The sequence below is a fragment of the Stenotrophomonas maltophilia genome (genome assembly GCF_013464485.1).
GTDB classification, from domain to species: domain Bacteria; phylum Pseudomonadota; class Gammaproteobacteria; order Xanthomonadales; family Xanthomonadaceae; genus Stenotrophomonas; species Stenotrophomonas maltophilia_AW.
In genome coordinates, this window is sequence record NZ_RAUX01000026.1 from 51,581 (window position 1) to 63,708 (window position 12,128).

The following is a 12,128-nucleotide window of genomic DNA, read 5'->3' on the forward strand; positions in this document are numbered from 1 at the left end:
TTTGCATCGCTTTCTGTAGAGCCGAGCCCACGCTCGGCTCTACAACACGCGGCGGCCGTTTCCTATCAGCGCGCCAGCAGTTCGCGCGCGTCCTGCCCGGCCTCGCAGTGCACGAACAGCACCGGCACGCCGTGCGCTTCCAGCACCGCGGCCATCTGCCGCTGGCGCATCAGGAACTGCTCGTAGATGCCCTTCAGGCGGTCGCAGTCGTTGTTGCCGTGGTTGTAGTGCGCGCACCAGCCGGCCGGGTCGAACAGCGCCATGCGTGCTTCGCCATGGGTATAGCGCAGCAGCGGCTCGGGCGCGGCATTGAGCCACTCGTCCTCGCCCGGCGCCATGATCGCGGTCTCGATCAGCGGCCACAGCGCGGCCAGGCCCTGGTTGTCGTACTGCATCGACATCATCGCGGCCAGATCATTCACGGTGAAGTAGCGCGCATGCTCGATGCGTGCACCAAAGGTGTTCTGCGCCATCAACGCGGTGTCGGCATGGGCCATGCCGTTGGCCAGCAGCGTATCTTCCAGCGCCTCGGCCACCGCATTGGTGGTGGCCACGTCACTGCCGGTCAGCAGGAACGGCACCACACGCAGGCCACCACCCACCAGGCTGGCATCGGCCTGGAACGGCAGCGGCACGTCACCCTGGGCGTCAGTACCGAACGCCAGCAGGCGCGGGCCCTGGTTGCGGCCCGGCGCACGCATCTGCAGTTCTTCCAGGCGGCGGTGGATCGGCCAGCCCGGGCGCAGCACCTCGGCCGGGTCGAAATGGGCGGCGGCGAACACCAGGTCCAGCTCGGCCACCTGCGGCACCAGCTTGGACAGGTCGCGGCCGACGCGATCGGCCAGTTCACCGGCCTGTTCGGCGCTGAGTACCGCCTGGCCGGGGATTTCGCCGCCGGCCAGTTCCAAGGCCAGCACGCCAAGGGCATTCATCGCGGGGTCGGGTTTGCTCATGGTTCCACGGTTGGCCCATCACAGGGCGGCAGCTACACTTGGCTCCATTATGCCTGCTCCGTCGTGCAGGCCATGTTGCAGACACCCTCATCCATGCCAGGTATCTCCATGCCCAACGCTCGTCCCGTCGCCATCCTCGGTGGCGTCCGCATTCCGTTCTGCCGCCAGAACACCGCGTATTCGGATGTCGGCAACCTCGGCATGTCGGTCCGTACGCTGGGCGCGCTGGTCGAACGGTTCGGCCTGCACGGCCAGCAGCTGGGTGAAGTGGCGATGGGTGCGGTGATCAAGCACTCCAGCGACTGGAACCTGGGCCGAGAAGCCACGTTGTCCTCCGGCCTGTCGCCGCTGACCCCGGGCATCACCCTGCAGCGTGCCTGCGGTACTTCGCTGGACAGCATCATCACCGTCGCCAACAAGATCGCGCTGGGTCAGATCGAATCGGGCATCGGCGGCGGTTCGGACACCACCTCCGACGTGCCGATCGTGTATGGCAAGAAGCTGCGTGCGCGCCTGCTGGCTGCCAACCGTGCCAAGAGCACCGGCGACAAGATCCGCGCGCTGACCGCCGGCTTCAAGTTCTCCGAACTGAAGCCCGAGTTCCCCGGCGTGGCCGAGCCGCGCACCGGCAAGAGCATGGGCGACCACTGCGAAGACATGGCCAAGGAATGGAACATCTCGCGCGACTCGCAGGACGAGTGGGCGGTGTCCTCGCACAAGAAACTGGCTGCCGCTTATGAGCGTGGCTTCTTCAACGACCTGATCGCCCCGTTCCGTGGCGTCGAGCGCGACAACATCCTGCGCCCGGATACCTCGCTGGAAAAGCTGGCTACGCTGAAGCCGGCATTCGACAAGGTCTCCGGCCGCGGCACGCTGACCGCCGCCAACTCCACCCCGCTCACCGATGGCGCCGCTGCGGTGCTGCTGGCCAGTGAGGAATGGGCACGCGCACACGGCCACGAACCGCAGGCCTACCTGCGCGATGCGCACGTTTCGGCGGTGGACTTCGTGCATGGCGAAGGCCTGCTGATGGCGCCGACCGTGGCCGTGCCGGAGATGCTGAAGCGTAATGGCCTGACCCTGCAGGACTTCGACATCTACGAGATCCACGAAGCCTTCGCTGCGCAGGTGCTGTGCACCCTGCGTGCGTGGGAGAGCGAGGATTACTGCCGCAATCGCCTGGGCCTGGACGCACCGATGGGCCGTATCGACCCGGACAAGATCAACCTGCTGGGTTCGTCGCTGGCCACCGGCCACCCGTTCGCCGCCACCGGCGCACGCGTGATCGCAACGGCGGCCAAGCAGCTGGCCGAGCGCGGCGGCGGCCGCGCGCTGGTGTCGATCTGCACCGCCGGCGGCATGGGCGTGGTGGCGATCGTCGAACGCTGATCGCATCCACCACGCGCCAACCAAGGTTGGCGACTACCGGGTTCCACATATGAAAACGCCGCCCGATGGGCGGCGTTTTCGTTGTTGCTCGGATTGTTGCTCTGGTGGGTGCCAAGCTTGCTTGGCACGGTGCCAAATTCACCGGTGAAAGCCGGCCAGCGGCCGGCACTACCAATCACGGCAACCGCGGGTTGCCGAATTCGTCGCGTTCCTCGTTGGCGTCATACACCGGCGGCTGCACCGCGATCGGCTGCTCTTCCACCGTGGCGCGCGCCGGGGCCGCAATGCCGCGCACCAGCTCCACGCTGTCCTCGCCACGCTGCAGGCGCAACGCATTGGCCAGGCACTGCGCCGCCAGTGCGTGATCGCCACGCTGGGCGAACAGTTCACCCAGCGCTTCCCACGCCGGTGCACCGGCACCGGCAGCGATGGCCTCATGCAGGAACGCATCGGCGGCGTCCCACTGCTGCTGGCCCAGTGCCACGCGGCCCTGGGCCAGGCGCAGCGCGGCCGAGTCGTCATGCACGTTACGCCAGCGCGCCAGGTTGGCTTGGCGCGTGGCCAGCCGCTCTGCGGGCAGGCGGCCATACAGCGCCACCAGTGCGTCGTCCCAGCGATGGTCCAGGGCCTGTTCCAGTGCCAGCAGCGCGGGCTCGTCCCAGTTCAGTGCCACCGCGCGGCTGGCATAGGCGCCCACCACGTCCGGGGTGGGGCGCAGCGCCTTCGGCGTGGTTTCCCATTGCGCGGCCAGCGCGTTGACGTCGGCCGCTTCCAGCAGCGCCTGTGCGGCCAGACGGGCTTCCAGTTCGCTGTTCGACTCGGCCGGAAGCACCTTGCTCTGGCGCAGCGCACCCAGCTGGCCGTAGGCCTCGTGGGCACGACCCGCGCGGGCAAGCGCTTCGGTGCGCAGCCACAGGCCACGTGGCGGCAGCGGCTGGATCGCCGCCACGTCCAGGGCATTGATCGCATCCACCGGAAGATCGCGCGCCAGCAGCTGTTCCGCACGCAGCAGCGCCTGCAGGGTGGCATCGCTTTCACCCAGGCGCTGCAGCAGCGCTTCACCGGCGGGGCCATCGGCACGTGCCTGCGCGCTGCGTACGGCATTGGCCAGTGCCACCGCGCTCACTTCCGGGTCCTTGGCGGCGCCGTCCAGCAGCTTTTCGGCGCGCTGCCACTGGCCATGTTCGTAGGCCTGCAGGCCGTCGATCAGGCGCACCCGGCCCTGCTTGCGGCGGTAGCGGCCCCAGGCGCGGAACGGTGCAGCGATCAGGCTCCACAGCAGCCACAGCACCAGCACCGCGATCACCGACAGCAGCGCCACCTTCGGCAGGTTGCTGTGGTAGTCGTAGCCGCCGTAGCGCAGGGTCACTTCGCCGAAGCGGTTGAGGTCATCGGCGCCGAGCCATTGCGCGGCGACCACGCCGATGGCTACGGCCAGCAACAGCACGACCAGGGATTGCAGGGGTTTCATGTGGGCTTACCTCCGGTCGGTCTGGGTACGCAGCTGCTGCAGGGTGCTGCCAAGAATGGAGTTGCTGGACTGCAGCGGAAGTTCGCGCAGGGCCCTCAGTTCAGCACGTTGCGCGCGCAGGGCCGGTGAATCCGGCCAACGCTGCTGCGCCCAGTGTTCCACGCGCGCCAATGCGGTATCGCGGCCGGTGCGGTCGCCACGTTCGATCGCGGCACGTGCCAGAGTGAGTTCCAGCTGCAGTGCATCGTCGGCATTGCGGCGTTCGGCGATGGTCAGCGGACCATTCTGGCGGCTGGGGGTGATATCCACGAACGGGGCCAGCGTGGATTGCCACCACGGTCTTGCCGTGTGGGTCGCCGCGTCGGCGCTCACCTGAGAAGGCAGGCCCTGCAGGGCCTTGGCCAGAGCATCCAGGCGCTGCAGGGATTGCGCGCGCGGGCCACTGCCGAGCGCATCCAGTGCGTCGCGCTCCTGCACCAGCGCCTGGCGCAGGTTCAGGCCTTCGCTGTCGGGCAGATCAGCCAGCGCGGTGGCAGCCTGTGCGTACAGGCGGCGCGCACCGTCCACGTCGTCGGCGTAGTTGAGGCGCTGCGCGGCCTGGGTCAGCAGCAGCTCGGCCTCATCGCGCTGTACCGCCTGGCGGCCCTGGTTGGCGCTGTCGGCCAGCTTGGACAGGTTCTCTTCCAGTAGTGCACTGCGCTGCGAGAGGCCCAGCATCTCGTCGCGCAGCACGCGGTTGGTGGCCGCCGCATCCTGCAGGCGCTGGCTGGTCGCGCGCTGGTCACGGCGCAGCGCGTCCAGCGTGGCCTGCAATCCCTGCAGCTGCACGGCTGTAGTCTGCGCCTGTGCGTGCTGTTCATCCTGTTGCTGTTGCCAGAGGTACCAGCCGGCATAGCCACCCGCGCCAAGCACGACCACCCCGGCCAGCGGCAGCAGCCAACGCACGGGTCGACGGGGCGGGGAAACGGGCGGTGTGTCGTTCATCGGGCTTCCTTGTCGGCAACGTCGCCGGGCGGGGGCCGGCAGGCCGCGTTGTGCACAGCATCACTGTTGCCGACGACAGCGGCAAGCGTGACGCCCGTCCCTGTTCAGGTCGCTGCCGGGCCGGTGAGCGTGGCGTGTGCGGCTGCTGCCAGCTGTGCCGCCGTTGGACCGGCCGCGTGTGCCACGCGCTGCAGGCCCAATGCACGCGCCTGTTCGCCAAGCCGCTCACTGGCCACCACCGTGCTGGCGCAGGCCTGCAGGCGCTGCTGCAATGTCGGCGGAAGCTGGTGCCAGAAATGCTGCAGCGCTTCGCCACTGCTGACCGCCAGCACCCACGGATATGCTGAATGCGCCAATCGAGCCAGTGCGCGTGGCGACAGGCGCAGCAGCCGACGCTGATAGACGTCGGCGCGCTCGATGATGGCTCCGGCGTCCTGCAGGTGTGCAGCAATCAGGCCGCGCCCGCCGGGGGCGGTGACCAGGCCGATGCGCAGGCCCTGCACCTCGGCCAGGACCGGCAGTGCGAGCAGGCCTTCGCTGTCCATCCGCTGCGGTGCATGCACTTCGGTGATGCCGTGCGCCCGCAGGGCGCGCGCGGTGCCCTCACCCACCGTCAGCCATGGGCTGTGCTGCGCACTGGCCAGCGGCAACAGCGCCGCGGCTGCGGCCACCACAGCCGGACTGGTGAATACCACCCGATCACAGTTCAGCGCGCGTTGCAGCTGGTGCACCACTGGCGTGCCGTGCAGGCGCTGCAGGCGCCAGGGCGCCAGGGCCAGTACATGTCCGCCCAGCCCAGCAACGGCGCGGCGCAGCGCCGTATTCTGGCCCTGCGGCCGCAGCGAAATGAAGGTCCAGCCCGCCTCGGAACCGGCGGCGCCAGTGGGTATCGTATGGTCGGCCATTGCCTGCATTATGCGGGCCCTTCGTTGTCGTGGTCGCTGCTCCGATGTCCGTTGATGCTCTGACTTCCTCGTTGGCCGCCCTGCAGGACGTGCTGGACTGCATGCCGGCGGTCCGCGCCATGCAGATCCAGCTCGACGGCTATGCCGATGGCGTGCTGCGCATCACCGCGCCGCTGGCCGCCAACGTCAACGACAAGGGCAATGCTTTCGGCGGCAGCCTGGCCTCGGTACTGACCCTGTCCGGCTGGGCGCTGGTCAGCCTGCGCCTGCGCCTGGCCGGCCATGATGCCGAGGTCTACGTGGCTGACAGCAACCTGCGCTACCTGGCGCCGGTCTACGAAGACCTGCACGCGCATGCCGAAGCGGCCGAAGCCAGTGGCTGGGATGCCTTCCTGAACACCTTCCGGCAGCGCCGCAAGGCCCGCATCAGCATCATCGCCACCCAGCCCGGTGCCGATGGCAAGCCCGCCGCCGAGTTCAGCGGTCGCTTCGTTGCCTTCGCCAAAGGGTAGGATGGCAGGCTGACGTTCTGGGGAAACCACCGATGCGCCGCCTGATCCAGTTCCTGATCTGCTCCCTGCTGCTGGCCAGTGCCATGGCTTCGGCCGACGATCTCAGCCGCAAGCAGCGCAAGCTGCTGGAAGAGACCCAGATCGCCTACGGGGCGACCATCCGCTGGGGCAGCATGGACGATGCCATCGGCTATCTCGACCCCAAGCTGCGCAAGGAAAAGCCGCCCACCGAGTTCGAACTCAACCGCTACGCACAGCTGCGCGTGTCGTCGTACCGCGAGCGCAGCAGCGCCGCGCTGGACGGGGGCCTGGTCGAGCGCCGGGTTGAAATCGGGGTGATCAACCAGAACACCCAGGCCGAGCGCACCGTGGTGGTGGTCGAGCGCTGGCGCTGGGATGCCGAGGCCAAGCGCTGGTGGCAGACCGCCGGCCTGCCGGACCTGTGGAAGGGGCAGTGACGGGCCGCGTCCGGCTTGTGCGACAATCGGCGCCCGCTTAATCGACCCGTGACCTGAGTGAATTACGAAGAGTTGCTGGCCTTTGCAGGCCGAAACCCGATGCTGTCCGCGGCCCTGGTCGGCCTGACCGTGGCCATCATCGTCACCGAGATCCGCCGCCTGTTCCGGGGCTTCAAGGGCATCAAGCCCGCCGAACTGACCCAGCTGATGAACGCGGGCGGCACGGTAGTGGTCGACCTGTCGGCCAGCGGTGACTTCGAGAAGGGCCACATTGCCGGCAGCCGCAACGCCCAGGCCAGTGCCTTCGGCCCGGACAACAAGCTGGTGGCCAACGCCAAGCAGTCGCCGGTGGTGCTGGTGTGCCGCAGCGGCAACGCGTCGGAAACCGCAGCCAAGGCGCTGAAGAAGGCCGGCTTCGAGAAAGTCTATGTGCTCGACGGCGGCATCCCCGCCTGGCAGCAGGCCGAGCTGCCGCTGGTCAAGGGCCGCAACTGATTGCCGCAGGTGGCGTATCCGGCCTTGTATGGGCCTGATGCCGCCCCCATCGCAGTAATTCGACCCTCGTTTTCATTGCATTCATTGGAGTTACTGGAAATGTCCGAAGAGATCACCAACGGCGCCGCTGCGCCGGTCGATGCCGCTACCGGCCCTGCTTTCACCGTCGAGAAGATCTACGTCAAGGACGTTTCCTTCGAGTCGCCGAACGCTCCGATCATCTTCAATGACCAGGTGCAGCCGGAGCTGCAGCTGAACCTGAACCAGCAGGTGCAGCGCCTGGGTGAGAACGCCTTCGAAGTCGTGCTGGCCGTCACCCTGACCTGCCAGGCCGGCGATCGCACCGCCTACGTGGCCGAAGTGAAGCAGGCCGGTGTGTTCGGCCTGGTCGGCCTGGACCCGCAGTCGATCGACGTGCTGCTCGGCACGCAGTGCCCGAACATCCTGTTCCCGTACGTGCGCCAGCTGATCAGCGACCTGATCCAGGCCGGCGGCTTCCCGCCGTTCTTCCTGCAGCCGATCAACTTCGAAGGCCTGTACGCAGAAACCCTGCGCCAGCGCCAGGAGCAGGGCGACGCACCGTCGCTGGCTGACTCCGAGCCGGCTGGCAACGCCTGATTCCTGCCGCGACGTCACGGATGAGCACTACCGCTGACAAGATCGCCGTGCTGGGCGCCGGTTCCTGGGGAACCGCGCTGGCCAGCCTGCTCGCACGGCACGGTCACCCGACCGTGCTGTGGGGGCGCGACGCTGCCGTGGTCGAAGCCATCGACCAGCGCCACGAGAACCCGCGCTACCTGCCGGGCATCCCGTTGCCGGACAGCCTGCGTGCCACCACCGATCTGGCGTCGGCGGTGCAGGGCGCGGCCTGGATCCTGGTGGTGACCCCGTCGCATGCCTTCGGTGAAACCGTGCGTGCGCTGGCGCCGCTGCGTCCGGCCGGTGCCGGCGTGGCCTGGGCCACCAAGGGCTTCGAACCCGGTTCGGGCCGCTTCCTGCATGAAGTGGCGCGCGAAGTGCTGGGCGAGGACGTGCCGCTGGCCGTCGTCACCGGCCCGTCGTTCGCCAAGGAAGTGACCCAGGGCCTGCCGACCGCGATCACCGTGCACGGCGACGTGCCCGAGTTCGCACAGACGGTGGCCGAGGCGATGCATGGCCCGGCGTTCCGCGCCTACACCGGCGACGACATGGTCGGTGCCGAGCTGGGCGGTGCGATGAAGAACGTGCTGGCCGTGGCCACCGGCGTGGCCGATGGCATGCAGCTGGGCCTGAACGCCCGTGCCGGCCTGATCACCCGTGGCCTCAACGAGATGCTGCGCCTGGCCGCTGCGATCGGCGCCAAGCCGGAAACGCTGATGGGCCTGGCCGGTCTGGGCGACCTGGTGCTGACCTGCACCGGCGACCTGTCGCGCAACCGCCGCCTGGGCCTGGCCCTGGGCCGTGGCCAGACGCTGCAGGACGCCGTGCGCGAGATCGGCCAGGTGGTCGAGTCGGTGCAGACCGCCGACGAAGTGATGCGACAGGCACGCCGCCATGGCATCGACCTGCCGATCTCCGACCGCGTGCGTGCCGTGCTGCACGGCGAGCAGACACCGGAAGAAGGCCTGCGCGCGCTGCTGGCGCGGGAACAGAAACCGGAATACCCGGACACGCTGTTCAAGTGAATCGAAAAACCCCGGCTACGTGCCGGGGTTTTTCATCTGGGAGTACACATGCGGGTGCCGGACGGGAGACAGGCTTTGGTGGGTGCCAAGCTTGCTTGGCACCACGCGCGCTGCATATCCACGCATGGCGTGGATTTACTGCAACGCCCGATCACCGCGCCCGTGGCGGCGCGCTGGTGTTGTCCATGTCGGAGAAGATCAACCACGGCCCATCGCCCACGCGCTTCAGCGTGAGCGTGAACTTGCCGGTATCGCCCACGTTGTTGCCGTAGCTGTACGCACCGATGATGTAACCCGTGTTCCCCTCCACCGCATACGCCAAGGCGCGCAACCGCAACGGGCTGCTGCCCTGGCCGGCATACGCGGCCTCGATCGCGCTGCGCCCGCGCAGCGGTGGGTGATTGCTCTGCAGCACGAAACCATCCACGGCGAAGAGCGCGGCGAGCGCCTTGGCATCACCTTTGCGCCATGCCTGCTCGTAGTCACGCAGCACGCGGTGCAATGACGGCGGCAGGGGGGCATCCGGTAGCCGGGTGGCGACGGGCGTGGCTGGCGGGTTGCCGGCAGCCAGCAACGGGCCGGACAGGGCGAACAGCAGCAGGCAGATACGCATGGGCTCCGTCCTTTGGTGCGCCGGTGAATGGAACGGCGAGTATCCCCCATCCGCGCCCGCCAGGCGTTGGCGCTGGCCCCATTGAAAGCGTGCGGCCGCTTCGGCATGCTCGCTGACAACCGGGGGAGGGGACGCATGCACTTTTTCCAGCTGGACCAGTTCGCAGGTCATCTCAACGAAACCTTCAGTGCCGATATCGAGAATACCGGCGTACCGTTCGTGCTCGTCGAGGCCGCACCGCTGCCCGATCAGCGCCTGACCGGCCAGATGCGCGCGCCGTTCTCGCTGCTGTTCCGCAATGAATCGGCCGTGCTGTTCCCACAGCGCACTTACACCATGCGCCACGACGGCCTCGGTGAATTCGGCATATTCCTGGTACCGATCGCACGCGATCGAACCGGCTTCATCTACCAGGCGCTGTTCAACTGACAGCCGTGGCCACCCAGCGCATCCGCAGGTGGCTGCCGGTATCCCCCTCGGTGCGGAACGCGAGGCGTTCGTAGAGCCTGCGCGCTGCCAGATTCTCCCAGGCGACATGCAGCACGACACTGTGCAGTTGCACGGCGCGCGCCATGCATTGCACCCAGCGCACCAGTGCCGAGCCGATGCCACGGCCGCGTACGGCATCCAGCAGGGCGATATCGATGAGGGTGGCCTCGTGCTCGTCGCAGTGCAGGTACAGGCGCCCGATCGGCTTGCCGCACTGCTCCACCAGCAGGTAATGCGCGGGCTGGTAGTGCCGGGTGTAGTGCAGGTGCTGCAGCGCGAACTGGTTGTCGAGGAACGCCTGTCGCAGCGCATCCGGCCACGGCACGTTGGCCAGCTCGGCTGCGCGTGACTCGGCATAGAGCTGCTGCAGGAAGGGCAGGTCACCGTCCTGTGCTTCGCGCACGCTGATGCCTGCCGGAAGGCCCTCCCCCGCTGCAGGCAGCCAGGCTGCCCGCTGCAGGGGAAAGGCCAGCGTCGCGTTCACGGTCACGGCCGCTGCGGAAACACGCCGGACAGGCAGATGCAGAAGTTCAGGGTGAGATACGGTTGCCGGTTCTCATGGGGTTGGCTCCCTCCCGCAGCGCCCACCGTGGTGAGCGGGAAGGTGCTGGTAACCGTCGGTGTCGCCGCCAGGATCGGGCTCGACTCCGGTGTGATCAATGCATTGCCGCTGGCCGGCACGCCACTGCGGTGCGCGGTATCGGGCTGGTTGTAGATGCGTGCGCCATGGGTGTGGTTGGGCATCTCGCTGAACAGCAGCGTGACGCTGTCGCTGCCGAAGGTCTCGCCCATGGCGCGCGGGGTCAGGGCGGGGCCCGCGCCCTGGCCGCATGCGATGTTGTTGGTGTAGTTCGGCAGCTGGTAGTTGCTGCTGCCGTTGCCGCCGAAGGTGGTTCCCAGCAATGAGAACAATGCGGTGTTCTGCTGGATGGGCATCAGCTGCCCCTGGCACATCGCCCAGTTGTAAGGGGCGAAGTTGAAGCCGAACATCTGGATTTCGCCGGTAAAGGGATCGCTCATGGTGTGGGTCCTGATAGGCGGTCGATGATCGTCAGCCTTGCGACGGGAAGACGCCGGCCCATGCGATGCAGTAGCGGGCGACCAGCGAGGGCATGGTGTTGTCGTGTGGCTGGTTGCCGCCAACGGCGCTCACCGATGCAGGCGCCAGGTTGCCACTGCCCAGGCCGCTGGTGCTGTCGGTGTACAGCGTGTCGCCGCTGACTGCGCCGAGCTGCAATGTCGGCCCGGGCGCCGGTGAACTGGCTGCGGTGTTCACCGCATTGAACGCGTGGGTATGCGCGGGCAGCTGCGTGTTGATCAGGGTGACCGATTCGCTGCCGGCTGCCTGGCCCAGGACATAGGTACCGAGGCCGACGCCGGTGCCCTGGTGGATGGGTACCCGTCCACACAGATTGGGCAGGCCGAAGGTGGAAACACCATCGCCGCCGTAGGTGGTACCGAGCAGGGTGAACAACACTTCGTATTCTGAAATGGGCAGCAATCGGCCATCACAGTCGAACCAGCCCACCGGCGCGAAGTTGTAGGGGAACAGACGGACCTCGCCAACAAAGGGTTGTGACATGGCAGAAACTCCGGTCAGTTGCGCGAGGGGAAGATTCCCCGGAGTGCGATGCAGAAGTTGATGGCCAGGTACGGCTGCAGGTTCGCATGTGGCTGCGTCTGGCCGCTGGCATCGAGCACGTTCAAGGGCACCTGTGCGCCGCTGGACGCGCCGTAGACATTCTGCGTTCCGGTTTTGCCAAGCAGCACATTGCCCTGCGGAATGCGCGTCGTACCGTTACCGGTGGTGCCGCCGAAAACGTGCGTGTGCTCGGGAATCTGCGCGGCAATCAGGGTGACGTTCTCCAGGCCGCCTTGTTCGCCCATGTTGCTGCCGTTGGTGGATCCCCGGGGCGTGCGGCCACGCAGGTCCGGAAGCTGGAAATTGGTGGTGCCGTTGCCGCCGTAGGATGTGCCCAGCAGCGAAAAGAGCGCCTGGTTCTGTGCGATGGGCAACACCTGGCCATTGCAGAATGCGAAGTACCTGGGCGCGAAGTTGAACGCCACGGGCATTATCTGCCCGAGAAAGGGTTCCGACATACGATATTCCCCCTGGGATAGGCGCCGGCACTCAGCCCCCGGCCGGCAAGTAACTCTGGCGCATTATCCTTGGTGTTGACAAGTGCCGGTATCTG

General features: G+C 67.4%; 16 protein-coding genes. 7 read left to right on the forward strand and 9 right to left on the reverse strand.

The window, feature by feature from the left end; translation table 11 throughout:
• Positions 1-65: 65 nt before the first annotated feature.
• Entirely contained in the window at positions 66-953 is an 888-nt protein-coding gene (locus D7Y61_RS11765; RefSeq protein ID WP_180866392.1) for a hypothetical protein, read from the reverse strand.
• A 93-nt stretch (positions 954-1,046) separates the two neighbouring features.
• On the opposite strand from D7Y61_RS11765, the gene D7Y61_RS11770 reads away from it, so the two are divergent.
• Positions 1,047-2,342 (forward strand): acetyl-CoA C-acetyltransferase, encoded by a 1,296-nt coding sequence (locus D7Y61_RS11770; protein WP_029550824.1) that lies wholly within the window; start codon positions 1,047-1,049, stop codon positions 2,340-2,342.
• Between the two features lie 175 nt (positions 2,343-2,517).
• Here D7Y61_RS11770 and D7Y61_RS11775 read toward each other — a convergent pair whose 3' ends face one another.
• From D7Y61_RS11775 to D7Y61_RS11785, 3 genes are all read right to left on the reverse strand, one after another.
• Complete coding sequence (locus D7Y61_RS11775) at positions 2,518-3,813, reverse strand: heme biosynthesis HemY N-terminal domain-containing protein (RefSeq protein ID WP_180866393.1); 1,296 nt, start codon at positions 3,811-3,813, stop codon at positions 2,518-2,520.
• Positions 3,814-3,819: 6 nt separating this feature from the next.
• Complete coding sequence (locus D7Y61_RS11780; RefSeq protein ID WP_180866394.1) at positions 3,820-4,797, reverse strand: uroporphyrinogen-III C-methyltransferase; 978 nt, start codon at positions 4,795-4,797, stop codon at positions 3,820-3,822.
• 104 nt (positions 4,798-4,901) lie between these two features.
• Positions 4,902-5,711: a uroporphyrinogen-III synthase gene (locus D7Y61_RS11785; RefSeq protein WP_180866395.1), complete on the reverse strand. Its 810-nt coding sequence runs from the start codon at positions 5,709-5,711 to the stop codon at positions 4,902-4,904.
• Between the two features lie 35 nt (positions 5,712-5,746).
• Between D7Y61_RS11785 and D7Y61_RS11790 the strand changes: the two genes are divergently transcribed.
• The 5 genes from D7Y61_RS11790 to D7Y61_RS11810 all read left to right on the forward strand — a co-directional run bounded on the left by D7Y61_RS11790 (position 5,747) and on the right by D7Y61_RS11810 (position 8,831).
• A complete protein-coding gene (locus D7Y61_RS11790; protein ID WP_008266702.1) occupies positions 5,747-6,214 on the forward strand; it encodes a YiiD C-terminal domain-containing protein in 468 nt (155 codons plus the stop codon).
• Positions 6,215-6,246: 32 nt separating this feature from the next.
• Positions 6,247-6,672, forward strand: coding sequence for a hypothetical protein (locus tag D7Y61_RS11795; protein ID WP_180866396.1), 426 nt, complete (start codon positions 6,247-6,249; stop codon positions 6,670-6,672).
• Between the two features lie 57 nt (positions 6,673-6,729).
• Positions 6,730-7,167 carry a rhodanese-like domain-containing protein gene (locus D7Y61_RS11800; protein WP_004153552.1) on the forward strand — a complete coding sequence of 146 codons (438 nt, stop codon included), beginning with the start codon at positions 6,730-6,732 and terminating at the stop codon, positions 7,165-7,167.
• A gap of 99 nt (positions 7,168-7,266) precedes the next feature.
• Positions 7,267-7,785 carry a protein-export chaperone SecB gene (secB, locus tag D7Y61_RS11805; RefSeq protein WP_180866397.1) on the forward strand — a complete coding sequence of 173 codons (519 nt, stop codon included), beginning with the start codon at positions 7,267-7,269 and terminating at the stop codon, positions 7,783-7,785.
• Positions 7,786-7,805: 20 nt separating this feature from the next.
• Entirely contained in the window at positions 7,806-8,831 is a 1,026-nt protein-coding gene (locus D7Y61_RS11810) for an NAD(P)H-dependent glycerol-3-phosphate dehydrogenase (RefSeq protein ID WP_107231405.1), read from the forward strand.
• Between the two features lie 151 nt (positions 8,832-8,982).
• On the opposite strand, the gene D7Y61_RS11815 is transcribed toward D7Y61_RS11810, so the two are convergent.
• Entirely contained in the window at positions 8,983-9,444 is a 462-nt protein-coding gene (locus D7Y61_RS11815) for a YybH family protein (RefSeq protein ID WP_180866398.1), read from the reverse strand.
• A 135-nt stretch (positions 9,445-9,579) separates the two neighbouring features.
• Between D7Y61_RS11815 and D7Y61_RS11820 the strand changes: the two genes are divergently transcribed.
• A complete protein-coding gene (locus D7Y61_RS11820) occupies positions 9,580-9,873 on the forward strand; it encodes a DUF6916 family protein (protein WP_180866399.1) in 294 nt (97 codons plus the stop codon).
• Here the strand turns inward: D7Y61_RS11820 and D7Y61_RS11825 are convergent.
• Genes D7Y61_RS11825 through D7Y61_RS11840 form a run of 4 tightly spaced genes read right to left on the reverse strand, consistent with a single transcriptional unit; the run spans position 9,866 to position 12,033 of the window.
• A complete protein-coding gene (locus tag D7Y61_RS11825; RefSeq protein ID WP_180866400.1) occupies positions 9,866-10,423 on the reverse strand; it encodes a GNAT family N-acetyltransferase in 558 nt (185 codons plus the stop codon). The two genes, D7Y61_RS11820 and D7Y61_RS11825, sit on opposite strands and share 8 nt — an antisense overlap.
• Positions 10,420-10,953 carry a phage tail protein gene (locus tag D7Y61_RS11830; protein WP_180866401.1) on the reverse strand — a complete coding sequence of 178 codons (534 nt, stop codon included), beginning with the start codon at positions 10,951-10,953 and terminating at the stop codon, positions 10,420-10,422. Before D7Y61_RS11830 ends, D7Y61_RS11825 begins: the two co-directional genes overlap by 4 nt.
• 31 nt (positions 10,954-10,984) lie before the next feature.
• The gene (locus D7Y61_RS11835; RefSeq protein WP_180866402.1) at positions 10,985-11,515 is read right to left on the reverse strand and encodes a phage tail protein; all 531 of its coding nucleotides are present in this window, start codon (positions 11,513-11,515) and stop codon (positions 10,985-10,987) included.
• Positions 11,516-11,529: 14 nt separating this feature from the next.
• Positions 11,530-12,033, reverse strand: a complete 504-nt coding sequence (locus D7Y61_RS11840; protein ID WP_180866403.1) for a phage tail protein — start codon at positions 12,031-12,033, stop codon at positions 11,530-11,532.
• Between the last annotated feature and the right edge of the window lie 95 nt (positions 12,034-12,128).